We start from the raw sequence: 22805 nt of genomic DNA, 5'->3' as shown, positions 1-22805 counted from the left end.
GAAGGCGGCTGCTATGAGCGCTCCGCACATGCCGAAAGTGGCTGGAATCGACTCCACGGTCCCTGCCCCCACGCAGACTGCCTCGCCCCTCGACGCCCTTCCGGCCGCGCCGGGCGCACTGATCCAGGACCGGCTGGCGGGCTGGGTCTCCGATCTCACCACCCTCCATGAGCTCACCGAACGCCTGGCCAGGACCCGTTCCCTGGACGGCGCGCTCCATGAACTGCTGCGCGCCGGCGCCGCCCTGGTCGGCGCACGGCGGGGTCTGGTCCTGTTCGAACCGGCCGACGGTCTGGGGCCCGTCTCCACCCTCGGGCTCGGACTCAGCCACGCCGATCTCGGCCATCTGGAGACCGTGCCGCGCCGGGCCACCTCGTACGGCAGACTCCTCGACGGCCCCGACGGACCGGCCGAAGCGGTGGCTGTCCCCGATCTGCTCGCCGATACGGATGCGGGTACGGAAACAGGTACGGGTACGGCCACAGGTACGGGTACGGGTACAGGCACAGGTACTGCTACGGGCAGGTGTACGGAGACGGACCCGCGCCAGCGCGAGGTGGCGGCGCGGCTCGGCCTGGGCGCCAGTTACGCCGTACCGCTGCTGGCCGGTGACGCCGGGAGCGATCCCCGTACGGCACCTCCGGGCGAGCCCCCTCAGCCCGCAAAGCTCGGTGCCGCCGTCTGGTTGTACGACAAACCCGGCGAGCCGACGGAACGGCAGCGCCATCTGATCGGCCTCTACGTCCGTTACGCCGGCGAACACCTCGCCCGTCTGCTGGAGCTGGAACGGGCCCGCGCGCACGTGACCGCCCTTACCCACGAGCTGCTGCCCGGCCGGCTGCCCCGGATGCCGGGCGTACAACTCGCCGCGCGCCACCGCACCGCGGCGGGCGACGGAGGCGACTGGTACGACGCGCTGCCGCTCCCCGAAGGCGCCCTCAGCCTCGCCGTCGGCTCGGTCAGCGGCTCCGGGCCCGGTGCGATGGCAGCGATGGGACGGCTGCGCGCCGCCTTGCGGGCGTACGCCGTGATGGAGGGTGAGGACCCCATCGCCGTACTGTCCGATCTGGAACTGCTGCTGCGGCTGACCGAGCCCGCGCGTACGGCCACCGCGCTCTTCGCGTACGCCGAACCCGCCCGGCGCACGCTCGTACTGGCCGGAGCGGGACACGCGCCCCCGCTGGTCGTCGGGGACCGGCGCACCGAGTTCGTCGAGACGTCGCTCTCCGCGCCGCTCGGGATGCTGTCCTGCTGGCAGGCGCCGAGCGTGGAGCTGGTGGTCGCGCCCGGAGAAACGGTGCTGCTCTATACGGACGGACTGCTGCGCCGTACGGGCGAGCCCATGGACCGGGCCTTCGCCCGGCTGCACACGGCGGCCGCGAGTGTCCCCGCGACCGCCAGGGACGATCCTGGAGCGGTCGCCGACCACGTACTGCGGGCCCTGCTGCCGCCCGGATCGGGGCCCGCCGGATCGGGGACGGCCGGATCGAGGACGGCCGGCTTCGCGGAACCGGCCGAGGACTTCGTACTCCTCGCCGCCCGCTTTGAGTGATCATGACGGATTCCTCACAGAGAACCGAGGCCCTTCCGCCCTCGCACATACGATGGAAAGGATGGTCCAGATCCGTAGTCGTATGAGGAGTAGACGTGGCTGAGGAGCTCACACCGGAGACCCCGGAGCCGGAGACCCCTGAAGCAGAAGAAGCAGCCATCAAGCCGAGGAAGAACGGTCTGTACCCGGGCGTGTCCGATGAGCTCGCAGAGAACATGAAGTCAGGCTGGGCCGACACCGAGCTGCACGGCCTGGAGCCGATCCCGCAGGCGTCCGAGACCGCCGCCCGCCGCGCCGCGCTCTCCGCGCGCTTCCCCGGCGAGCGTCTGGTGATCCCCGCGGGCAACCTCAAGACCCGCTCCAACGACACCGAATACGCCTTCCGCGCCTCCACCGAGTACACATACCTCACCGGCGACCAGACGCAGGACGGCGTCCTCGTACTGGAGCCGAAGGCCGGCCAGGACGGGCACGACGCGACCGTCTATCTGCTACCGCGCTCCAACCGCGAGAACGGCGAGTTCTGGCTCCACGGCCAGGGCGAGCTGTGGGTCGGCCGCCGCCACTCGCTCACCGAGGCCGAGCAGCTGCTCGGCATCCCCGCCAAGGACGTACGCGAACTGCCCGCCGCCCTCAAGGACGCCACGGGCCCCGTCCGTAACGTCCGGGGACACGACGCCGGCATCGAGGCCGCTCTGACCGACAAGGTCACCGCAGAGCGCGACGAGGAGCTGCGTGTCCACCTCTCCGAGGCACGCGCCGTGAAGGACGCGTTTGAGATCGGTGAGCTGCAGAAGGCCGTGGACTCCACCGTCCGGGGCTTCGAGGACGTCGTGAAGATCCTCGACAAGGCCGAGGCCACCAGCGAGCGCTATATCGAGGGCACGTTCTTCCTGCGCGCCCGCGTCGAGGGCAACGACATCGGCTACGGCTCGATCTGCGCGGCGGGACCGCACGCCACCACCCTCCACTGGGTACGCAACGACGGTGACGTACGCTCCGGCGATCTGCTGCTGCTCGACGCCGGTGTGGAGACCCACACCCTCTACACCGCGGACGTCACGCGCACGCTGCCGATCAACGGCCGCTACAGCGAGCTCCAGCGGAAGATCTACGACGCGGTGTACGAGTCCCAGGAGGCCGGCATCGCGGCGGTCCAGCCGGGCGCGAAGTACCGCGACTTCCACGACGCCTCGCAGCGGGTCCTCGCCGAGAAGCTCGTCGAGTGGGGGCTGCTGGAGGGGCCGGTCGAGAAGGTCCTGGAGCTGGGCCTCCAGCGCCGCTGGACCCTGCACGGCACCGGCCACATGCTCGGTCTGGACGTCCACGACTGCGCGGCCGCGCGCCGGGAGGCGTACGCGGACGGGACGCTGGAGCCGGGGATGTGCCTCACCGTGGAGCCGGGGCTCTACTTCCAGGCCGACGATCTGACCGTGCCCGAGGAGTACCGCGGCATCGGCGTCCGGATCGAGGACGACATCCTCGTCACGGAGGACGGGAACCGGAATCTGTCGGCCGCACTGCCGCGCCGGGCCGACGAGGTCGAGGCCTGGATGGCGGCGCTCAAGCAGGCCTGAGGCCGGTGCTGGTGCCCTGAGGCCGGTCCCTGGGCCCGGGGCTGATGGAGGGCGTCTTGGCTCTGAGCTCACATGGCTCTGAGCAGGGCGCCCTCGCGCCATTTCAGGATCTTGTCGAAGCTGACCACCGCGCCGTGCCCCGGCCGGTTGCCGAACTGCACATGATCGGCGAGCTGCTCGATCAGCCCCAGACCCCTGCCGCTCTCGGCCGTGAGCGCGGGCGCGGGGGCCGTACGCTGCACCACCCGCCGGGCGGGAAAGCCGGGGCCCGAGTCGGCCACTTCGATACGGCATCTCTCCCCGTCGAGATACGCGGTCACCCGGTACGCCCCGGGGGGCTCGCCGGACCCTTCGTCCCCGCCGTGCTCAACGGCGTTCGCACAGGCTTCGCTGAGCGCGACCGACAGGTCGAAGGAGATGTCCGGGTCGACACCCGCGGTGTCCATGGCGCCGAGCAGAAGGCGGCGGGCGAGCGGAACGCTCGCGGCTTCGCGCCGCAAGTGGAGAGACCACCAGATGCTCATGCTCCAGCCTCCAGGCTGCGGCTCGACATACCGGCGCTCGACATATCGAGGCTCGACATACCGATACGTATTGCCCCGCGCCTCCGGTCGTAAGCACGAGGTTGACGTGATAACCCTCATTCGGCGGACGCGTCCGCGGCACACCGCGGTGTATGGAACCCGAGCGCCCAGGTGTGCGGGACAGGGATGGAATGGGGACGGGGATGGGGCTGGGGTGGGGCAGGGATGGGGCAGAGTTCGGGCAGAGGGTGACCTTCCGGACCTGCCCTACGGCGCCCGGGGCCGCAGTGCGATGATGACCCGGCCATGTCCAGACCCGTCCGTACGTACGCCGGAGCCGCTCCGCGGCTGCTGAGGGCCGCGGTGTTCACCGCGGTCTGCGTCGTGCTGTCGGCGACGGGACATGTACTGGCCGCCTGTGCGCCGGTCCCCTGGTGGACCCTGCTCCTCGGCTTCCTGGGAGTGTTCGCCGTCGCCGCCCCGCTCGCCGGACGCGCGCGCTCGACCGGCTCCATCGTCATCGCCCTGATGGGTGGTCAGCTCGGACTGCACAGCCTGTTCGGCATCGGCCAGCAGCATCTCAAGGTGCCGGTGGGCACGGACGACGCGCTGATCAGAATGGCCGCGAAGCTGGTCTGCGGACCGGGCCCCGCGTCGCTCAGCGCGGTCGACGCACAGCGGATCGTCGCCAACGCGGGGATCAGCCCGGTGGGTTCGACGACCGGCACCCATCAGCACATGGCGTCCGCGTTCGGCCCCGCCGCCTCGACCGCCGCGTCGGCCACCGGCGCCGGCGAGGGGCTGCTGCCCTCCCTCCCCATGGTGCTCGGGCATCTGCTCGCCGCCCTCGCGACGGGCTGGCTGCTGCGCCGCGGGGATCTCGCGCTTCTCCGGCTCACCCAACTGTCCACACAGGGCATCGGTGAAGTCACCGACAGTGCGGTGCTGCGTGCCCTGCGCGCCGCTCTCGCCCTCGTACGGGCCCTGCGCGCCGGGCTGCCCGGCGTACCCGCGCCGCGGCCACGCGCCCGCCGGCACGGCTCGTACCGCACTCCCCCGCCACCGGCCGGTGAGGCACTCCAGCACACGGTGATCAGACGCGGCCCTCCGGCCGTATTCGCTCTCGCAGCCTGACGCGACACCCCTCCGCGCTTCCGCGCGCCGATGGACATCGGACACGGACCGGGGTGAGGTCGCGCTGCCGTCGCGCACCGCCGCCGCGGCATCCCCGTCCGATCACCTCTCTGTCTTCCTTTCTTTCGCACCGTGGAGTGTTCTGTGTTCCCAGGAAAGAACGTCACCCGCGTCTCCGTCGCCGGCGGTATCGCCGCGACCGCCCTTCTGCTGATGGCCGGCACCGCCTCCGCGCATGTGAGCGTGCAGCCGCAGGGCGAGGCCGCCAAGGGCGGTTACGCGACGATCAACTTCAAGGTCCCCAACGAGCGCGACAACGCCTCCACCACCAAGGTCGAGGTGAACTTCCCGGCCGACCACCCGCTGGCGTCCGTGATGCCGCAGCCCGTGCCGGGCTGGAAGATCGACGTCGCCAAGACCAAGCTCGCCAAGCCGCTGGAGATGCACGGCAACACCATCACCGAGGCCGTGTCGAAGGTCACCTGGACCGCGGACGGCGGCAAGATCGGTCCCGGCCAGTTCCAGCAGTTCCCCCTCTCCGTCGGACAACTCCCCGAGGACGCCGACCAACTGGTGTTCAAGACGATCCAGACGTACGACAACAAGGAGGTCGTCCGCTGGATCGAGGAGCCCAAGGAGGGCGGGGCGGAGCCCCTGAGCCCCGCGCCCGTGCTGAAGCTCACGGCGGCCGCCGGGGACGAGCACGGCGCCTCGGCCGGGAAGGACACCGCCGGGACCGACGCGAAGGCCGAGCCGGCCTCCGCCGACACCAGCGACACCACCGCCCGTGCCCTCGGCCTCATCGGCATCCTCGTCGGTATCGCCGGGGTGACCTTCGCCGTGCTGGCCGGCCGGCGCCGTACGACCTGACGCTCCCCCTCACGCGCTACGGCCCCGCACACCACGGCACTAGGCACCACGTACCCGAGGCGCCCGCGACACGCGAGGCCGGGAAACACATCCCCCGGCCCACGTGTCCGGTGCCCGTACTCCCACGACCAGGAAATACCTCCATGCGTACGAAAACAGTGACCTCCCGCAAGAAGACAGTGGCTTCCGCCGCCGCCCTCGTCGCAGCCCTGGCACTCACCCTGACCGCCTGCGGCGGTGGCAGCGACGACTCCACGAAGCCCATCGCCGATGTCTCCGCCCAGCCGAAGACCCAAGCCGCGACCGTGCTCGACACGCCGTTCAAGAAGCCGAATCTCGTCCTGAAGGACACCAAGGGGGAGTCGTACGACTTCCGCGAGGCGACCAAGGGCAAGCCGACGCTCATCTACTTCGGCTACACCAACTGCCCTGACGTCTGCCCGACGACCATCAGCAATATCGCCATCGCCCGTAAATCGCTGCCCAAGGCCGACCAGGACAAGCTCCAGGTCGTCTTCGTCACCACGGACCCGGAGCGGGACACCTCCGCCGAACTCGGCAAGTGGCTGGCCAGCGCGGGCGATCCGTCGTTCGTCGGGCTCACCGGCGACTTCCCCACCATCCAGGCGGGCGCGCGTCAGCTGGGCATCGGCATCGACGCGCCCAAGAAGGAGAAGGACGGCACCGTCGTCTCGATGCACGGCGCGCAGGTCATCGCGTTCTCACCGAAGACCGACGGCGGATATGTCCTCTATGGCGAGGACGCCTCCTCGGACGACTACGCCAAGGACCTGCCGAAGCTCATCAAGGGTGAGACCCCGTGAACCGCCGTGCTCCTCTCGCTCTCGCCGCCGGCCTGACCGCCGCGCTGGCGCTGGCGGGCTGCTCCTCGGCATCATCCGCTTCCTCCTCTTCGTCCGACTCATCCGCCAACCCTTCGGCCAACGCACCTCAGTTGAAGGTCAGCGGGGGCTATATGCCGCGCCCCGTCGGCGATCTCGCGGCGGGCTTCCTCGTCGTCACCAACAGCGGTGGCGCCGCCGACAAGCTCACGTCGGTCACCAGCGACATCTCCGACGACATCACGATCCACAGCACCGAGAACCAGAAAATGCGGAAGGTGAAGTCCTTCGACATCCCGGCCGACGGCGAACTGAACCTCGCGCGTGGTGGCAACCACATCATGTTCATGGGTCTCAAACAGCAGCCGGAGCAGGGCCAGAAGGTCGGCATTGAACTGCACTTCGAGAAGGCCGACCCCATCAAGGTCGAACTTCCCGTGAAGGAGATCAACTACAACCCGGCCCAGCGATGAGGGACTGACACACCATGACAGCCACCGCCCCGCGCTTCGGATCCGCACCGCTGGTGCGGCTACTGCTCGTTGCCACGGTGCTTCTCGGCACCGTCTTCACCGTGCTCTCCGGCACGGCGTCGGCGCATGCCGCACTGACCGGGAGCACCCCCGAGGACGGGGCGGTGGTCGCCACCGCTCCCAAGGACATCAGCCTCACCTTCTCCGAACAGGTCGCCATGGGCGACAACTCGATCCGTGTGCTCGATCCGGGCAACAAGCGCGCCGACACCGGGAAGATCCGCGACCTGAGCAGCGGCGGCACCGTCACCTATGGCATCGACCTCCGCGCGGGGCTGCCCGACGGCACCTACACCGTGGCCTGGCGGGCGGTCTCCGCCGACAGCCACCCCATCTCCGGCGCCTTCACCTTCTCCATCGGAGCGCCTTCGAAGACCACGGCCGCCGTGCCCGCCGAGGAAGCCGGCGGGGGACTCGTCGGCGTCCTCTACGACATCGCGCGCTACATCTCGTACGCCGGTTTCATCCTCCTCGTCGGCGGCGCGGCCTTCGTCCTCGGCTGCTGGCCACGCGGCGCGTCCGTCCGTCCCCTGCAACGGCTCGTCGTGCAGGGCTGGCTCACCCTCACCGCCGCCACGCTCGTCCTGCTGCTCCTGCGCAGCCCGTACACCGGCTCGGGCAAGCTGGGCGACGCCTTCGACCTCGGCGGACTCCAGGACGTCCTGGCCACCAAGACCGGAGCGGCGCTCGTCTCCCGGCTGCTGCTGCTCGGCGCCGCCGCCCTGTTCGTCGCCGTCCTCTTCGGCGCGTACGCCAAGCGCGGGACGCCCCGGGACGAGGAGGAGAGCGAGGAGAACAGCAAGGAGAGGAAGGACCTCACCTTCGGACTCGCCGTGGGCGGCACGGTCGTCGCGGCCGGGATCGCCGGGACATGGGCGCTCGCCGAGCACGCCTCGACCGGGATCCAGACCGGTCTCGCCATGCCGGTGGACGTCCTGCATCTGCTGGCGGTGGCGACCTGGCTCGGCGGGCTCACCGCGCTGCTCGTCGCCCTCTACCGGGCACCCTCCCTTGAGAACGCGGCGGTGCGGCGCTTCTCGCGCATCGCCTTCATCAGCGTTGTGGTACTCGCCGCGACCGGGCTCTACCAGTCCTGGCGTCAGGTCGGATCGTGGTCGGCGCTCTGGGGCACGTCATATGGACAGCTCCTTCTGGTCAAGGTCGGGCTCGTCGCTGTGCTGGTCGGGCTCGCTTGGTTCTCCCGGCGATGGACGGGACGGCTCGGGCAGCGGGCGGAGGCCGGGGCAGAAAACGAGGCGAAGGCCGAGGCCGAGGCCGCGACGGGATCGGAGACTGGGAGTGGGACCGAGACCGCCGCGGCGACGACCGTCGTTGGTGACAGTGAGAGAGCTACCCAGCTCGCACGGCAGAAAGCGGCACTGGCGACTGCTCGCCAGAAGCGGATCCGCGACGCCGATCCGGGACGAATCGGACTGCGCCGTTCCGTACTGGCCGAAGCCGGAGTCGCCGTGCTGCTCCTCGCCATCACGACCGTACTGACCTCCACCGAGCCGGGCCGCACCGCCGAGCAGGAAGCCGGCGCGACCGGCGGCACGGCCGCCACCGCGCCCGTGTCAGAGGGCCCCGTCGCCCTCACGCTGCCCTTCGACACCGGCGGCGAGAACGGCAAGGGCACCGCACGGCTCACCCTCGACCCCGGCCGCTCCGGCGCCAACGCGATGCACATCTACGTCGACGGCCCGGACGGACAGCCGCTGGACGTGCCCGAGGTGAAGGCCGCCTTCACCCTCACGGCCCAGCAGATCGGTCCGCTGCCCATCACCCCCGAGCACGTCGCGCCCGGACACTGGAGCGCGGACGCCGTGCAGATCCCGATGCCGGGCGACTGGCAGCTCCAGCTGACCATTCGTACCTCCGACATCGACCAGACGACCGTCGACAAGAACGTGAAGATCGGCTGACCCATCGTGAGCGAGACGACCCGGCAGGACCACGACAACCGCAGCGGCCAGGACGACGGAACCGGCCACGCCCCGCTCGCCGGTATCTCCAGGCGGCGGCTGCTCGGCACCGCGGGCGCCGCCGGCGCCACCGGGCTCGCGCTCGGAGCGGCGGGCGGAGCCGGCGCGTACGCGGCGAGCCGCCCCGCGCCCGCGACCGCGCTGACCAGCGTCGGTACGGACTCCGTCCCCTTCCACGGCGCGCACCAGCCCGGCATCACCACCCCCCTGCACGCCCGTGGCCATCTGATCGCCTTCGACCTGGCCCCGGGCGCGGGACGGAAGGAAGCCGCCGCACTACTGCGCCGCTGGTCGGCCACGGCACGGACGCTGATGGCCGGTGAACCGGCCGGGGGCGGCCCGGCAGCAGGGGCAGGAACGGACGGCGGCCACGACACCGGCATCGCCCTGGACGCGGGGCCTTCCTCCCTCACCGTGACCTTCGGATTCGGCCGCACCTTCTTCGACCGTACGGACCTCACCGCCCGGCGCCCGGCCGCCCTGGATCCGCTGCCCGCCTTCTCCTCCGACCATCTCGACGCCGGACGCAGCAACGGCGATCTCTGGATCCAGATCGGCTCCAACGACGCGCTCGTCGCCTTCCACGCGCTGCGGGCGCTCCAGAAGGACACGGGCGCGGCGGCCCGGGTGCGCTGGCAGATGAACGGCTTCAACCGCACTCCCGGCGCCACCCCCCACGCCATGACCAGCCGGAACCTGATGGGCCAGATAGACGGCACCGGCAACCCCAAGCCATCGGAGCCGGACTTCGACCGGCGGATCTTCGTCCCTGCGACCCCGGCGGCCGGCACCCCGTCCTGGATGGCGGGCGGCTCCTACGCGGTCGTACGGCGCATCCGCATGCTCCTGGACGACTGGGAGAAGCTCTCGCTCACCAGGCAGGAGCAGGTCATCGGCCGGCGCAAGTCCGACGGCGCCCCGCTCACGGGCGGTACGGAGACGACCGATCCGGATCTGGACCGGATCGGACCGGACGGCAAGCCCGTCATCCCCAGCAACGCGCACGCCCGGATCTCGACGCCGGAGGCCAACGGCGGGGCCGCGATGCTGCGCCGTCCTTTCTCGTTCCACGACGGAATCGGGCCGGACGGGACACCGGACGCGGGGCTGCTCTTCGTCTGCTGGCAGGCCGATCCGCTCAGGGGGTTCGTACCGGTGCAGCGCAAGCTCGACCGGGGGGACGCGCTCTCGGCGTTCATCCGGCATGAGGCGAGCGGTCTCTTCGCGGTGCCCGGGGGCGCGCGGGAGGGGGAGTACGTGGGTCAGCGGCTCCTGGAGTCCTGAGCCCGCACGCCCCCCACCTCGGGGTTTACGAGGCCGGATCCATGAGTCCCGTCGGCCCATTAGGGTGACCATTATGTCGGCCACGCGCTACACGTATCTCGGCCCCGAGGGCACCTTCACGGAAGCGGCCCTCCGCACGCTCCCGGAATCCGCCACGCGGGAACTCGTCCCCATGGTGTCCGTACCGGCGGCCCTCGATGCCGTACGGAACGGGGAGGCCGCGGCCGCACTGGTTCCGATCGAGAACTCGGTGGAGGGCGGGGTCACCGCGACCCTCGACGAACTCGCCTCCGGCGAGCCGCTGATGATCTACCGCGAGGTGCTGCTGCCGATCGCCTTCGCCCTGCTCGTACGGCCGGGGACGGCGCTGTCGGATGTGAAGACGGTGACCGGTCACCCCGTCGCCCAGCCGCAGGTACGCAACTGGCTGCGGGGCCATCTGCCGGAGGCGCTCTGGGAATCGGCCGCGTCGAACGCGGACGGGGCGCGGCTGGTGCAGGAGGGCAGGTTCGACGCGGCCTTCGCGGGTGAGTTCGCGGCGGCGACGTACGGTCTTGAGCCCCTGGTCACCGAGATCCATGACGCGGAGAACGCGGAGACGCGCTTCGTCCTGGTGGGCCGGCCCGCGCGCCCGGCGGCGCCGACGGGTGCGGACAAGACGTCGGTGGTCATCTGGCTGGGCGACGACCACCCGGGCGCGCTGCTCGAACTGCTCCAGGAGTTCGCGGTGCGCGGGGTCAACCTGATGCTGATCCAGTCGCGTCCGACGGGCGCGGGAATCGGTAATTACTGCTTCGCGGTGGACGCCGAGGGCCATATCTCGGACCGGCGGGTGGGTGAGGCGCTGATGGGGCTGAAGCGGATCTGTCCCAAGGTGCGGTTCCTCGGCTCGTACCCGCGGGCGGGGATGTCCCCGGCCGATGTGCGGCCGCTGCGGCCCGGGACCTCGGATACGGCGTTCATCGAGGCGTCGGACTGGCTGGCTCGCAGCCAGGACGGACGCGCCTGAGGCCCTGCCCTGCCTGCGGAGCCCGGTCCGGCCCTGTCCGGCCCCGTCCGGCCTCCAGGAGCCTGTGGATGTACCGCAGAGTTATCCACAGGCTCACCCCCACCCTGGGGACAAGTCGACAACACGGACCCGCACAGTCGACAAATCACCCCTGTCACCCCCGGACCGTCCACAGGGCGCCAAGAGCCTCCGCGTCACCTCAATTCCCGTGATCAACTCGTTAGAGCGAGCAATTCCCACCCGAATGAGTGCGTAAAGCGGGTTTGAGAAGAGAATTCCCCGGACCGGCCCTGGCTTTCAAGACGGCCACTCCAGCGATCCACAGATCTCCCACACAGCCTGTGGATAACCCTGGAACCCTGTGCATTTCTGTGGACAACGCACGCCCGCGACCGGCTCAAGTCCCGTGCCCCACAAGGGAAGTGAGTCAAGGTGGCGACGTCGGAATGCCTCGTTCCGGGGAATTGCGGCCCCTTTATTGACGAACACCGGGCAACCGGTGAAGGTTTTCCCGACAGGTTTACCAATTCCGGCAATTAGGACAAAGGGGCGCGCCTGTCGATATCGAGTGGGGCGGTGTCAGTGCGCACCGGTAGCCTGGTGGGGTGATTGACCTTCGCCTGCTCCGTGAGGACCCCGACCGTGTTCGCGCCTCCCAGCGCGCCCGTGGAGAGGACGTCGCGCTTGTCGACGCCCTGCTCTCCGCCGACGAGCGGCGCCGGTCGTCCGGCCTGCGCTTCGATGAGCTGCGTTCCGAGCAGAAGTCGCTCGGCAAGCTGATCCCCAAGGCGTCCCCGGAGGAGAAGGCGGAGCTGCTCAGGAAGGCGGAGCAGCTGAAGGCGGATGTCAAGGCCGCCGACGCCGAGCAGCACGAAGCCGACGAGGACGCCAAGCGGCTGCTCCTCCAGATCGGCAACATCATCCACCCCGACGTCCCGGTGGGCGGCGAGGAGGACTTCGTCGTCCTGGAGACGCACGGCACGATCCGTGACTTCGCGGCGGAGGGCTTCGAGCCCAAGGACCACCTGGAGCTCGGCGAGGCGCTGGGCGCCATCGACGTCGAGCGGGGCGCCAAGGTGTCCGGCTCGCGCTTCTACTATCTGACGGGTGTCGGCGCGCTGCTGGAGCTCGCCCTGGTCAACGCCGCGATCGCGCAGGCCACCGAGGCCGGTTTCATCCCGATGCTCACGCCCGCGCTGGTCCGCCCGCGCGCCATGGAGGGCACGGGCTTCCTCGGCCAGGCCGCCGAGAACGTGTACCACCTGGAGAAGGACGACTACTACCTGGTCGGTACGTCAGAGGTGCCGCTCGCCGCGTACCACATGGACGAGATCATCGAGGCGGACAAGCTGCCCCTCCGGTACGCGGGCTTCTCGCCGTGCTTCCGCCGCGAGGCCGGGACGTACGGCAAGGACACCCGGGGCATCTTCCGGGTCCACCAGTTCGACAAGGTCGAGATGTTCTCGTACGTCGACCCGGCCGAGGCGCAGTCCGAGCACCAGCGGCTGCTGGACTGGGAGAAGCAGTGGCTGACCGGCCTCGGGCTGCCCTTCCAGGTGATCGATGTGGCAACGGGTGATCTGGGCGCCTCGGCCTCGCGCAAGTTCGACTGCGAGGCGTGGATCCCGACTCAGGGCAAGTACCGCGAGCTGACCTCGGCGTCCAACTGCGACGGCTTCCAGGCGCGCCGGCTCTCCGTCCGGATGCGGGACGGCAAGCAGGTCAAGCCGCTGGCGACGCTGAACGGCACGCTGTGCGCCGTCCCGCGCACGATCGTGGCGCTTCTGGAGAACCACCAGCAGCCGGACGGCTCGGTATGGGTGCCCGAGGTGCTCCGCCCGTATCTGGGCGGCCGTGAGGCACTGGAACCGATCGCCAAGTGAGCACGGACCCCTCGGCGGCGCCCGCGCCGGCGTCCTCGCCGTCTGCCGCGCCGTCTTCCGCGCTCTCTTCGGGGCCGTCGTTCCCGTACAGGCTGGTCGCGACCGATCTGGACGGCACGCTGCTGCGTGAGGACGGCACGGTCTCCGGGCGTACGCGTGAAGCGCTCGCCGCCGTCAGCGCGGCGGGCGCCGCGCACATCATCGTCACCGGACGTGCCGTGCCATGGACCCGGCACATACTGGACGACCTCGGATACGAGGGTCTCGCGGTGTGCGGCCAGGGTGCGCAGGTCTATCACGCCGGTGAGCACAGACTGCTGACGTCGCTGACGCTGGACCGCCAGTTGGCCGGGCTGGCGCTGGCCAAGATCGAGGGAGAGGTCGGCCCGCTCGCGCTGGCCGTGAGCCGGGACGGACTCGACGGCGATGTGCTGGTCGGCCCCGGCTACCGGCTGCAGGAAGGCCCGCTGCCGACCGTGCTGGTCGACGACCCGGCGGAGCTGTGGTCGGCGCCGCTCAACAAGGTCTACATCCAGCATCCTGAGCTGGATGACGACGCGCTGGCGCAGGCCGCGCGGGCGACGGTCGGCAGTCTGGTGGACGTGGTCATGGCGGGCGCCGGGGTCGTGGAGATCCTTCCGCTGGGCCTGACCAAGGCCACCGGACTCTCGCTGGCGGCGCGCCGGCTGGGCGTCAAGGCGGCGGACACGATCGCCTTCGGCGACATGCCGAACGACATCCCGATGTTCGGCTGGGCGCGGCACGGCGTGGCGATGGCCAACGCGCACGAGGAGCTGAAGGCCGTGGCGGACGAGATCACGGCGTCGAACGAGGACGACGGCATCGCGCTGGTGCTGGAGAAACTGCTGGGCGAGAGCCGGGCCTGATTCGGCGGAGGATGCGCGGATCGAACGCGCGCGGGCTTACACCCGACTGCGGCTTAGCAAGCCGTTGCCTTACCACTCGGCCAATCCTCCGGGGAGGGGCGGCCCGCGCGGATGCGCGCTCGAAGCGGCCGCCCCTGGGCAGCGCGCCGGCGGCAGCGCGGAGTGGTGATGTCCACTCCGGTGCCTACGCGGTGCTGCCCCGCTGGGAACTCGACGGACTCGGCCTCCCGGTCATCGCCGCGTTCCGCTCCCGGTCTCTGTGCGTACTGACACAACTACTCTGACCGGCAGGGCGGTTCGGCGCCACCGAATTTCCGCGGCGCGGCCCGCGCCCGCCCTTGGGATGTCCTTGGGATGTCCTTTGGACGGACGCGGACCGGCCGAAGAGGATCAGCGGCGCTTACGCCCGCGACGCAGATCCCTCAGCTGATGGACGACGTCGTCCACCCTGGCGTCCACGCGGTGGATGTCCGCGGACATCTCGCACAGCCGGTTACTGATGGCGGCGACAACCCGGTTGGTGGCGTCGAGCCGCCGGTCCAGGCTGTCGAGCCGGTACGACATCCGGTTCAGAACCGGCCCCAGCTCCCGCAGCGCGACCCCGACCCCGCCGAGGCATGCCTCGACGTCGGTGACCCGCCGGTCGAGGTCGGCGTAGCCCTTCCGCAGATCGTCCTCGGCATCGAGGAGATACGTACGGACGCACCGCGCGATGTCACTGTCGCGAAGAAGCATCGCGATGTTGAGGACGGCGCGACGGGTGTAGAGCGTGAGCTGCGTGACCGCCTGTGGATAACTTTCCCCCTTGTCCGCGTTACATAGTGACACCATGTCACTATGAAATCGTCGCAGGTCAGAGCCTCGCAGCACGCGCATCCCATTCTCTGCGAGTTCCGCTCGGTGCCGTGCGGTCACCTGTCTGATGACGCCTGTGGATACTTCGAAGTACCGGGACAGGTCCTCTGTGCGGAGGTGAATCCCGTCCGGGAGCATGACCAGAGCCTTGATCTTGTCGAGGACGTCGACGCGTCCCAGATGCTCGACGCGCAGGGTGCGCGATTCGAGCAGAGCACCTTCAGGTGGCATGAAAATGCCTTCCCCTTGTAGAACCGATGATGGTCGGCCCTGTCCCCGGGCTTCAGGGGCGGAGGTCGGCTCACGGTGGCTACTCACTCAATGACCGGTGCGGCTTTCGATCCGGCACCGGTAATCCCCAGTTTCACAAAGGCTCGACGCTACGAATCCCAGTTGCCTCCACGCACCCCGAACAACGAGCCGATAAGCGTACAGTTACGCCGCAACCCCTACCCATCGGGCAGGGGTTGCGGCGTAAAGGGGGCGTACGTCGGACGACGGGGCAAGCGGGAGCCTTCGGCTCACTCCTCGCCCGCGAGTGTCAACGTCCGCAGTTTCTGGCCCGCGTACCAGGTCGCGACCACCGAGACACCCACCAACAGGACCACCGCCAGCGGCAGTCCGACGTCAGAGGTGATCGTCGTACCGTCGCCGATCTTCTGGGCGAGCGCCAGGGACCACTGCTGGACGCTGAGCGTGCGCGCGCCCGCTACCAGGCTGCCGAAGAGGGTCTCCCAGACCAGCGCGTAGACGAGTCCTATGACCACCGCGTGCCGGCTGACCGTGCCGAGCAGCAGGAACAGCGCGCTGTAGGCGATCGAGGCGACAAGCGCCGCCACCGTATAGGCGATGGCGATCTGCTGGCCGTTGCCGTTCAGGATGTATCCGGCGATGAAGGTGGGGATCGCGGAGAACGCCATGGTCACGGCGATCGCCACGATCAGCTTGGTGAAGATGATCGTCGACCGTTTCACCGGCTTGGACAGCAGATAGACGATCGAGCCGTCGTCGATTTCGGGCCCGATCGCGCCCGTCCCCGCGATGACGCCGATCAGCGGCACCATCGTGGCCAGGGCGAAGCCGCCCAGTACGTCCGACGCGACCTGGTCGTCCACTCCGTTGAACCCGCGGACGGCCGCCGCGATGACGATCAGCAGAGCGGGCAGTACGAAAAGAATCGCGGCCCGGCGCCTGCCGAGCAGGGCCCGGTAGGTGAGCCGGGCGACTGTGGGGTTGTACATGACGTCACAGCTCCTTTCAGGCCGCTCAGGCCGCTACGAGGTAGGAGAAGACCGATTCGAGGGACTCGTCCGAGGGCGAGACCGCGAGCAGCCGGATGGAGTGCTCACGGGCGACCCGCGGCAGCAGTTCGGTGAAGCGGCCGAAGTCGACCGCCTGGATGCGCAGGGCGCCCTCGGCGATGTCGACCTCGATACCGGCCGTCGACGGGTCGGCGATCAGCGCGGCGGCGAGCGCGCGGTCGTCGCTGGACCGTACGAGATAGCGGTGCGGCCGGTCGGTCATGAGGCGGCGGATCTTGCGGAAGTCACCGGAGGCGGCATGGCGGCCGGCCACGATCACCTCGATGTGCGAGGCGAGTTGCTCGACCTCCTCCAGAATATGGGAGGAGAACAGGACTGTCCGGCCCGTGGCGCCCATACGCCGCAGCAGATCCATCAGCTGCATCCGCTGGCGCGGGTCCATCCCGTTGAACGGCTCGTCCAGGAGCAGCACCGACGGGTCGTGCACCAGCGCGGACGCCATCTTCACACGCTGGCGCATGCCCTTGCTGTACGTCGCGATCTTGCGGTCCTGCGCGTACTCCATCTCGACCGTGGCGAGCGCCGCGCGGGCCGCCTTCGCGCCCAGTCCATGCAGTTCGGCGTTTGCCACGACGAAGTCGAGACCGGTGAGGAAGTCGTACATCGACTCCCGCTCCGGCACGATGCCGATCTGCCGGTAGACGGACTCGTTGCGCCAGATCTGCTCCCCGTCGAGCGTGACGGTGCCCGTGGAAGGGGCGAGGAAGCCCGCCATCATATTGATGAGGGTGGACTTGCCCGCGCCGTTGGGGCCGAGCAGGCCGGTGACGCCGGGGCCGACCGTCATCGTGACGTCGTTGACGGCCACCACATTGCCGAACCAGCGCGAGGTGTGCTCGATATTGATGGTGGTCACAGCCCGACCTTCCGGTAACGGCGCATGAGAACGGCGTACGAGCCGAGGACGAGCGCGAGGACGACCAGCAGATAGATCACGCCCACGCCGGCCGAGGGGCCCGCCTCGCCCGGGAAGGAGGAGGTGGCGCCCAGGAAGGCGGTCTGTACGCCGTCGATGAGCGTGACCGGCGAGAAGAGTCCGAGCCACTTGACGGCGCCGAGCGCGTCCGTCTGCCAGGCGATCGCCTGGACGGTGGAGACCGCGCCGTAGGAGATGGTCAGGGCGGCGATGACCGCGGCGACACCGAAGCCGCGGCGCGGGGTGAGCGCGGCCATCACGAGGCCGATCCCGCCGAAGAGGAGCGAGAGCAGCGCCACCGAGGCCAGCCCCTGGCCGAACCCCTTGGTCTGGTCGACGAAGTCCATCTTGGCCAGCAGCGAGCCCACATAGAGGATGACGAGCGGCGCCGCGGTCAGCACGAAGAGCGCGGAGGCCATCGCTCCGTACTTCGCGAGGACGTAGTCGATCCGCTCGATCGGGCGGGAGAAGTACAGCGGTACGGTCTTGAAGCGCAGATCCCGCGAGACGGACTGCGGGGCCTGGGCGGCGAGATAGAGGCCGATGACGGCCTGGGTGAAGATCGCGTAGCGCGTGTAGTCGAGCGGCAGCGCCTTGAGGTTGGTCGAGATGGCGACCGCGACGATGATCGCCGCGGGCAGGCACATCACCGCGAAGAGGATCATCGGCAGGACCTTGGACTTGGCCGAGCGGCCGAGTCCGTACGCGCCGCGCAGGGACTGCGAGTAGAGGGAGCGTCGGGCGTACGCGCGGCCGAGCCGCGGCCCGTCGTAGTTGCGGTACCCGATGTTGTGGATCCGGGTGGCTCCGGCGCCTGTTCCGGTACCGGTCTCGGTCTCAGTGCTCATCGCCGGCGCCTCCCTTCTGCAGTGCGTGCTCCGCCTCGTCGGCGCCCTGGTCCGGCGGGGCGGTTTCGGCGGACGGTTGCGGGCGGAAGACCTCCGCGATGTGGTGGCGGCGCTGTTCCATCCGTACGAGCCCCAGGCCGAGCCCGGCGACGGTGTCGCGGACGACGTCGTACGTCTCCTCGCCCTTGGCCTCGATCAGCAGGATGTGGCCCGCGCCGGGCAGCCCTTCCTCCATGCCCGCGTGGAGGGTGAGTCCGGCGGCGGTGAGGGCCTCGCGCAGGGACCGCGTGCCGTCGGGGTGCGCGTCCGTGTCGGTGACCTCGACCGCGAGGGTGGTGGTGGTCTGGGTGAAGTCGCTGGTGGAACTGGAGCGCAGAAGCGTTCCGCCGTCGATGACGACGACATGGTCACAGGTGCGTTCGAGCTCGCCCAGGAGGTGCGAGGTGACCAGTACGGAGATACCGAAATCGGTATAGACGCGCCGGATCAGGCCCAGCATCTCGTCGCGGCCGACCGGGTCGAGACCGTTGGTCGGCTCGTCGAGGAGGACCAGTTGGGGGTCGTGGACCAGCGCCTGCGCGAGCTTGACGCGCTGCTTCATGCCCGTCGAGTAGCCGCCGATGGGGCGGTAGCGCTCCTCGTACAGGCCGACATGGCGCAGCGTGTCGGCGGTCCGCTCGCGGGCCGCGGTCGGCGGAAGTCCGGACATGCGCGCCATGTGGACGACGAACTCGGTGGCCGAGACGTCCGGCGGCAGGCAGTCGTGCTCGGGCATGTATCCGACGCGCTCGCGGATGGCGCCGCCGCTGGTGGCGACATCGAGCCCGAGCACCGTGGCCCGGCCTTCCGTGGCGGGGGACAGACCCAGCAGGATCTTGATCATGGTGGACTTGCCGGCTCCATTGGCACCCACCAGACCGGTCACACCCGGTCCGATGTCCAAGGAGAGCCGGTCAAGCGCGGTCACCCGGGGGAACCGCTTGCTCAGGCTTTCTGTCGCGATCACAGTCACGGTTCGACGGTAGTGGCGCGGGTCGCGGTGAGCGTCAGACCAGGCGGCTGTATCCATGTCAGCCTCCAGATGTAGGGAACCCGTAGGGACCCTGGCCACCGGCAGGTTATCCACAGGAACGCCCCGCCCCTTGACGTCGCCGCCAACCATTGTCACATTCATCAGTGTCACGTTACGAACACGTACCGCACACGGAACGGGGTGGGGACGGGTGGGAGGCGACGCAGTGACGGACGCGCGGACCGCGGAGCTGCGGGGGTTCAAGGAGGTGCAGCGCCTGGCGTACGCGTGCGCGGAGGCGGTCGCCGCGCGGCTGCGGCCGGGGGTGACCGAGCGCGAGGCGGCGCGCATGCAGCGCGAGTGGCTCCGGGCCCGTGGTGTGCGCGACTGGTTCCATCTGCCCTTCGCGTGGTTCGGGGACCGTACGGCGTTCGCGGGCTTCCGGATACCGCTCCAGTTCTTTCCCACCGGCCGGCGGCTGGAAGCGGGCATGCCGTTCATCCTCGATCTGGCGCCGGTCCACCGCGGCTTCACGGCCGATGTGGGCTACTCGGGCTGTCTGGGGCCGAACCGGCTGCACGGCAAACTGCTCGCCGACCTTGAGGCGCACCGCGAGCTGATCCTGCGGGAGGTGCGCGAGCGGCGCTCGCTGCGGGAGATCTACGAGGACGTGGACCGGCTGATGGTGCGGCAGGGATACGCCAACCGGCATCGCGCGTATCCCTTCGGTGTCATCGCCCACAAGATCGACCGGGTGAAGGAGCGCCGCTGGTCGCCCCATGTGTTCGGCTTCGGCACCCAGTCGCTCAAGGGGCTGGCGGGCGACGCCCTGCATGGCCACCGGGACGGCTGGTCGCCGCTGTGGAGCCCGTACAGATTCTCCGATCACCCGCCGAAGCCGGGGTTGTGGGCGGTCGAACCCCACCTCGGATTCCGTGGTACCGGCGCGAAGTTCGAGGAGATCCTGGTGGTCACCGACTCCCGGGACCCGGAGCAGAGCGCGTTCTGGCTGGATGACGATCTGCCGCATGTGCGGCGCTGGGCGGAGGCCGTATGAGCAACGGAGCGGGCGGGGCCGGCGGTACGGACACGGGCCTGGCGGGCGCGCGGGAGCGCTGGGTGCGTACGGGCGGGATCGAGCTGTGCGTCGCCGAGCTGGGCGATCCGGCGCGGCCGACCGTCCTGCTGGTGCACGGCTATCCGGACAGCAAGGAGGTCTGGTCCCAGGTCGCGGGTCGGCTCGCGGACCGTTTCCATGTGGTGCTGTACGACGTACGGGGCCACGGCAGATCGACGGCGCCGGTCCCGCTGCGCGGGGGCTTCACGCTGGAGAAGCTGACGGACGACTTCCTGGCGGTCGCCGACGCGGTGAGCCCGGACCGGCCGGTCCATCTGGTCGGCCACGACTGGGGCTCCGTGCAGTCCTGGGAGTTCGTCACGGTCGCGCGGACCGAGGGCCGGATCGCCTCCTTCACCTCGATGTCGGGACCCTCCCTCGATCATCTGGGGCACTGGATCAAGCAGCGGGCGGCCCGGCCCACTCCGCGCCGGGCGGGCCAACTCCTCGGGCAGGGCGCCAAGTCCTGGTACATCTATCTGCTGCATACGCCCGTGCTGCCGGAGCTGGCCTGGCGCGGACCGCTCGGCAAGCGGTGGCCGAAGATCCTCCAGCGGATCGAGAAGATCCCCGGCGGTACGTACCCGACGTCCTCGCTGCCGCAGGACGCGGCGCACGGCGCGTGGCTCTACCGGGACAACGTCCGCGCCCGGCTGCGCAGACCACGCACCGACGCCTACGCGCACGCCCCGGTGCAGCTGATCACGCCCACCGGCGACGCCTTCCTGTCGGAACGGCTCTACGACGATCTGGAGCAGTGGGCTCCGCACCTCGTACGGCGCACGCTGCCCGCCAAGCACTGGGTGCCGCGCACCCGCCCGGACCAACTGGCTTCCTGGATCGGCGACTTCGTCATGGCCCACGAGGACGGCGGGCTTCCGGACCGCGGCGCGGCGCCGAGCGGGCCGTACGCGGAGCGCTTCGGCGGACAGCTGGTGCTCGTCACCGGCGCGGCCGGCGGCATCGGCCGGGCCACCGCCTTCGCGTTCGCCGAGGCGGGCGCGCGGATCGTCGCGGTCGACCGGGACGCGGAGGGGGCGGCCAGAACCGCGGAGCTGGCCCGGCTGATCGGCGCCCCGGACGCCTGGGCCGAGCCGGCCGACGTCGGCGACGGGCAGGCGATGGAGAGGCTCGCCGAGAAGGTCGCCACGGAGTACGGCATCGTCGATGTGCTGGTCAACAACGCGGGGATCGGGCTGTCGGGAGCGTTCCTCGACACCACCGCCGAGGACTGGAAGAAGGTCCTGGACGTCAATCTCTGGGGCGTCATCCATGGCTGCCGGCTCTTCGGCAAGCAGATGGCCGAGCGCGGCCAGGGCGGTCATATCGTCAACATCGCTTCCGCCGCGGCGTATCAGCCCTCGAAAGCGCTGCCCGCGTACAGCACGTCCAAGGCGGCGGTGCTGATGCTCAGCGAGTGCCTCCGGGCCGAACTGGCCGGGCAGGGCATCGGGGTCTCCGCGATCTGCCCCGGCTTCGTCAATACCAACATCACCTCCACGGCGCACTTCACGGGGGTCTCCGTCGAGGAGGAGGAGCGCCGCAGGAAGAAGACGTCCCGGCTGTACGGTCTGCGCAACTACCCGCCCGAGAAGGTCGCCGACGCCGTACTGCGCGCCGTCGTACGCAACCAGGCCGTGGTGCCGGTCACTCCGGAGGCGCGCGGTGCCCGGCTGCTGTCCCGGTTCGCGCCAGGCGCGCTGCGCGCGCTCGCACGGGTGGAGCCGCCGCTGTGAACGCCGAAAGGGACGAGCGGCACCCCATCGTGCCGCGCCGGGTCTCGTTCGACTGGCGTGAGACCCCTCTGCACTGGATACCGGACGAGCCCACCGCCACGCATGTCGTCAATGTGCTGCATCTGCTGCTGCCCGCGGGCGAGCGGTGGTTCGTGAAGGTCTTCAAGGAGGGCCTTCCGCTGGTCACCGACGCGCGGCTGCTCCAGGACGTCAAGGGCTTCATGGGACAGGAGGCCACGCACAGCGTGCAGCACTCCTATGTGCTGAACCACCTGGCGGAGCAGCGGCTGGACACCGACGCGTACACCCGGCATGTGGACTTCCTCTTCGAGCGGCTGCTCGGCGAGGAGCCGCCCTGGGGGATACCCTTCCCGGCCGGGAAATGGCTCCTCTACCGGCTGGCGTTCATCGCGGCGATCGAGCAGTTCACGGCGGTCCTCGGCGACTGGGTGCTGCGCGCGGAGGGACTGGACCGCGCGGGCGCCGACGAGGTCATGCTCGATCTGCTGCGCTGGCACGGCGCGGAGGAGATCGAGCACCGGGCGGTGGCGTTCGACATGTACCAGCACTGCGGCGGCTCCGATCCGGCGCGGTACGCCCGGCGGATAGTGACGATGTGTGTCACCGCGCCCGTACTGCTGTGGCTGTGGGCCTGGGGCGCCGCGTATCTGATCCGGCACGACCCCCAGCTCGCGGGCCGGTCGCGCTACTCACTGCGTGAGCACAACAGGGCGGTCGACAAGGGTCTGCTGCCCACCTGGAGGGAGCTCGGCTCGGCGATACCCCGCTACTTCCGGCGCTCGTACCATCCCTCCCAGGAGGGCTCGCTGCGCAAGGCCGTCGACTATCTCGCGACCTCGCCGGCGGCGCGTGCGGCGGCGGGCGCGGTGGGCCGCGCGGCCCTGGGACGAAGGGGGTAAGT

Annotated in this window: 20 protein-coding genes and 1 tRNA gene; 14 read left to right on the top strand and 7 right to left on the bottom strand. The window is 69.8% G+C overall.

What is annotated here, in order from left to right:
• The first annotated feature begins 13 nt into the window (after positions 1 to 13).
• Together IF11_RS0103450 and IF11_RS0103445 are read left to right on the top strand one after the other, a co-directional pair.
• Positions 14 to 1552, top strand: coding sequence for a PP2C family protein-serine/threonine phosphatase (locus IF11_RS0103450; protein WP_030349896.1), 1539 nt, complete (start codon positions 14 to 16; stop codon positions 1550 to 1552).
• A 95-nt stretch (positions 1553 to 1647) separates the two neighbouring features.
• Entirely contained in the window at positions 1648 to 3129 is a 1482-nt protein-coding gene (locus tag IF11_RS0103445; protein WP_030349895.1) for an aminopeptidase P family protein, read from the top strand.
• A gap of 68 nt (positions 3130 to 3197) precedes the next feature.
• Here IF11_RS0103445 and IF11_RS0103440 read toward each other — a convergent pair whose 3' ends face one another.
• A complete protein-coding gene (locus tag IF11_RS0103440; protein WP_030349894.1) occupies positions 3198 to 3653 on the bottom strand; it encodes an ATP-binding protein in 456 nt (151 codons plus the stop codon).
• Between the two features lie 306 nt (positions 3654 to 3959).
• Here IF11_RS0103440 and IF11_RS0103435 point away from each other — a divergent pair, with 306 nt between their 5' ends.
• The 9 genes from IF11_RS0103435 (at position 3960) to IF11_RS0103395 (ending at position 14077) form a co-directional block, all read left to right on the top strand.
• A complete protein-coding gene (locus IF11_RS0103435; RefSeq protein ID WP_037726956.1) occupies positions 3960 to 4787 on the top strand; it encodes a hypothetical protein in 828 nt (275 codons plus the stop codon).
• 213 nt (positions 4788 to 5000) lie between these two features.
• A complete protein-coding gene (locus IF11_RS0103430) occupies positions 5001 to 5657 on the top strand; it encodes a YcnI family copper-binding membrane protein (RefSeq protein WP_051745487.1) in 657 nt (218 codons plus the stop codon).
• A gap of 143 nt (positions 5658 to 5800) precedes the next feature.
• Complete coding sequence (locus tag IF11_RS0103425; RefSeq protein ID WP_037726954.1) at positions 5801 to 6481, top strand: SCO family protein; 681 nt, start codon at positions 5801 to 5803, stop codon at positions 6479 to 6481.
• Entirely contained in the window at positions 6478 to 6972 is a 495-nt protein-coding gene (locus tag IF11_RS0103420) for a copper chaperone PCu(A)C (protein ID WP_030349890.1), read from the top strand. The genes IF11_RS0103425 and IF11_RS0103420 overlap by 4 nt, the downstream gene beginning before the upstream one ends.
• A 14-nt stretch (positions 6973 to 6986) precedes the next feature.
• Complete coding sequence (locus tag IF11_RS0103415; protein ID WP_030349889.1) at positions 6987 to 8954, top strand: copper resistance protein CopC; 1968 nt, start codon at positions 6987 to 6989, stop codon at positions 8952 to 8954.
• A gap of 84 nt (positions 8955 to 9038) precedes the next feature.
• Positions 9039 to 10298 (top strand): iron uptake transporter deferrochelatase/peroxidase subunit, encoded by a 1260-nt coding sequence (efeB, locus tag IF11_RS0103410; protein WP_244888224.1) that lies wholly within the window; start codon positions 9039 to 9041, stop codon positions 10296 to 10298.
• 73 nt (positions 10299 to 10371) lie between these two features.
• Complete coding sequence (pheA, locus tag IF11_RS0103405) at positions 10372 to 11307, top strand: prephenate dehydratase (protein ID WP_030349887.1); 936 nt, start codon at positions 10372 to 10374, stop codon at positions 11305 to 11307.
• A gap of 605 nt (positions 11308 to 11912) precedes the next feature.
• Complete coding sequence (gene serS, locus IF11_RS0103400) at positions 11913 to 13190, top strand: serine--tRNA ligase (protein WP_030349886.1); 1278 nt, start codon at positions 11913 to 11915, stop codon at positions 13188 to 13190.
• Between the two features lie 92 nt (positions 13191 to 13282).
• Entirely contained in the window at positions 13283 to 14077 is a 795-nt protein-coding gene (locus IF11_RS0103395; RefSeq protein WP_030349885.1) for an HAD family hydrolase, read from the top strand.
• Between the two features lie 5 nt (positions 14078 to 14082).
• Here the strand turns inward: IF11_RS0103395 and IF11_RS0103390 are convergent.
• From IF11_RS0103390 to IF11_RS0103365, 6 genes are all read right to left on the bottom strand, one after another.
• Positions 14083 to 14167: transfer RNA gene (locus IF11_RS0103390), tRNA-Ser, on the bottom strand.
• A 300-nt stretch (positions 14168 to 14467) separates the two neighbouring features.
• Positions 14468 to 15163, bottom strand: coding sequence for a hypothetical protein (locus tag IF11_RS0103385; RefSeq protein ID WP_030349884.1), 696 nt, complete (start codon positions 15161 to 15163; stop codon positions 14468 to 14470).
• 290 nt (positions 15164 to 15453) lie between these two features.
• Positions 15454 to 16173 (bottom strand): ABC transporter permease, encoded by a 720-nt coding sequence (locus IF11_RS0103380; protein ID WP_030349883.1) that lies wholly within the window; start codon positions 16171 to 16173, stop codon positions 15454 to 15456.
• Positions 16174 to 16198: 25 nt separating this feature from the next.
• The gene (locus IF11_RS0103375; protein ID WP_030349882.1) at positions 16199 to 17110 is read right to left on the bottom strand and encodes an ABC transporter ATP-binding protein; all 912 of its coding nucleotides are present in this window, start codon (positions 17108 to 17110) and stop codon (positions 16199 to 16201) included.
• Positions 17107 to 18018 carry an ABC transporter permease gene (locus tag IF11_RS0103370; protein ID WP_030349881.1) on the bottom strand — a complete coding sequence of 304 codons (912 nt, stop codon included), beginning with the start codon at positions 18016 to 18018 and terminating at the stop codon, positions 17107 to 17109. The genes IF11_RS0103375 and IF11_RS0103370 overlap by 4 nt, the downstream gene beginning before the upstream one ends.
• Complete coding sequence (locus IF11_RS0103365; RefSeq protein WP_051745451.1) at positions 18008 to 19024, bottom strand: ABC transporter ATP-binding protein; 1017 nt, start codon at positions 19022 to 19024, stop codon at positions 18008 to 18010. Before IF11_RS0103365 ends, IF11_RS0103370 begins: the two co-directional genes overlap by 11 nt.
• A gap of 232 nt (positions 19025 to 19256) precedes the next feature.
• Here IF11_RS0103365 and IF11_RS0103360 point away from each other — a divergent pair, with 232 nt between their 5' ends.
• The 3 genes from IF11_RS0103360 to IF11_RS0103350 are packed head-to-tail and all read left to right on the top strand — an operon-like array spanning position 19257 to position 22803.
• Positions 19257 to 20087, top strand: coding sequence for a M24 family metallopeptidase (locus IF11_RS0103360; RefSeq protein ID WP_030349879.1), 831 nt, complete (start codon positions 19257 to 19259; stop codon positions 20085 to 20087).
• The gene (locus tag IF11_RS0103355) at positions 20084 to 21883 is read left to right on the top strand and encodes an SDR family oxidoreductase (protein ID WP_051745449.1); all 1800 of its coding nucleotides are present in this window, start codon (positions 20084 to 20086) and stop codon (positions 21881 to 21883) included. Before IF11_RS0103360 ends, IF11_RS0103355 begins: the two co-directional genes overlap by 4 nt.
• The gene (locus IF11_RS0103350) at positions 21880 to 22803 is read left to right on the top strand and encodes a metal-dependent hydrolase (RefSeq protein WP_030349877.1); all 924 of its coding nucleotides are present in this window, start codon (positions 21880 to 21882) and stop codon (positions 22801 to 22803) included. Before IF11_RS0103355 ends, IF11_RS0103350 begins: the two co-directional genes overlap by 4 nt.
• The last annotated feature ends 2 nt before the right edge of the window (positions 22804 to 22805 follow it).

The organism is Streptomyces scopuliridis RB72, assembly GCF_000718095.1.
GTDB classification, from domain to species: domain Bacteria; phylum Actinomycetota; class Actinomycetes; order Streptomycetales; family Streptomycetaceae; genus Streptomyces; species Streptomyces scopuliridis.
This window is presented reverse-complemented; position numbering and strand designations above follow the sequence as displayed.

What these genes read in the sequence shown, in the direction of transcription:
- IF11_RS0103450 (WP_030349896.1), top strand. Translation starts at nt 14, where the DNA reads ATGAGCGCTCCGCACATGCCGAAAGTGGCTGGAATCGACTCCACGGTC.
- IF11_RS0103440 (WP_030349894.1), bottom strand. Translation starts at nt 3,653, where the DNA reads ATGAGCATCTGGTGGTCTCTCCACTTGCGGCGCGAAGCCGCGAGCGTT.
- IF11_RS0103435 (WP_037726956.1), top strand. Translation starts at nt 3,960, where the DNA reads ATGTCCAGACCCGTCCGTACGTACGCCGGAGCCGCTCCGCGGCTGCTG.
- IF11_RS0103430 (WP_051745487.1), top strand. Translation starts at nt 5,001, where the DNA reads ATGGCCGGCACCGCCTCCGCGCATGTGAGCGTGCAGCCGCAGGGCGAG.
- IF11_RS0103425 (WP_037726954.1), top strand. Translation starts at nt 5,801, where the DNA reads ATGCGTACGAAAACAGTGACCTCCCGCAAGAAGACAGTGGCTTCCGCC.
- IF11_RS0103415 (WP_030349889.1), top strand. Translation starts at nt 6,987, where the DNA reads ATGACAGCCACCGCCCCGCGCTTCGGATCCGCACCGCTGGTGCGGCTA.
- pheA (WP_030349887.1), top strand. Translation starts at nt 10,372, where the DNA reads ATGTCGGCCACGCGCTACACGTATCTCGGCCCCGAGGGCACCTTCACG.
- IF11_RS0103385 (WP_030349884.1), bottom strand. Translation starts at nt 15,163, where the DNA reads ATGCCACCTGAAGGTGCTCTGCTCGAATCGCGCACCCTGCGCGTCGAG.
- IF11_RS0103380 (WP_030349883.1), bottom strand. Translation starts at nt 16,173, where the DNA reads ATGTACAACCCCACAGTCGCCCGGCTCACCTACCGGGCCCTGCTCGGC.
- IF11_RS0103370 (WP_030349881.1), bottom strand. Translation starts at nt 18,018, where the DNA reads ATGAGCACTGAGACCGAGACCGGTACCGGAACAGGCGCCGGAGCCACC.
- IF11_RS0103355 (WP_051745449.1), top strand. Translation starts at nt 20,084, where the DNA reads ATGAGCAACGGAGCGGGCGGGGCCGGCGGTACGGACACGGGCCTGGCG.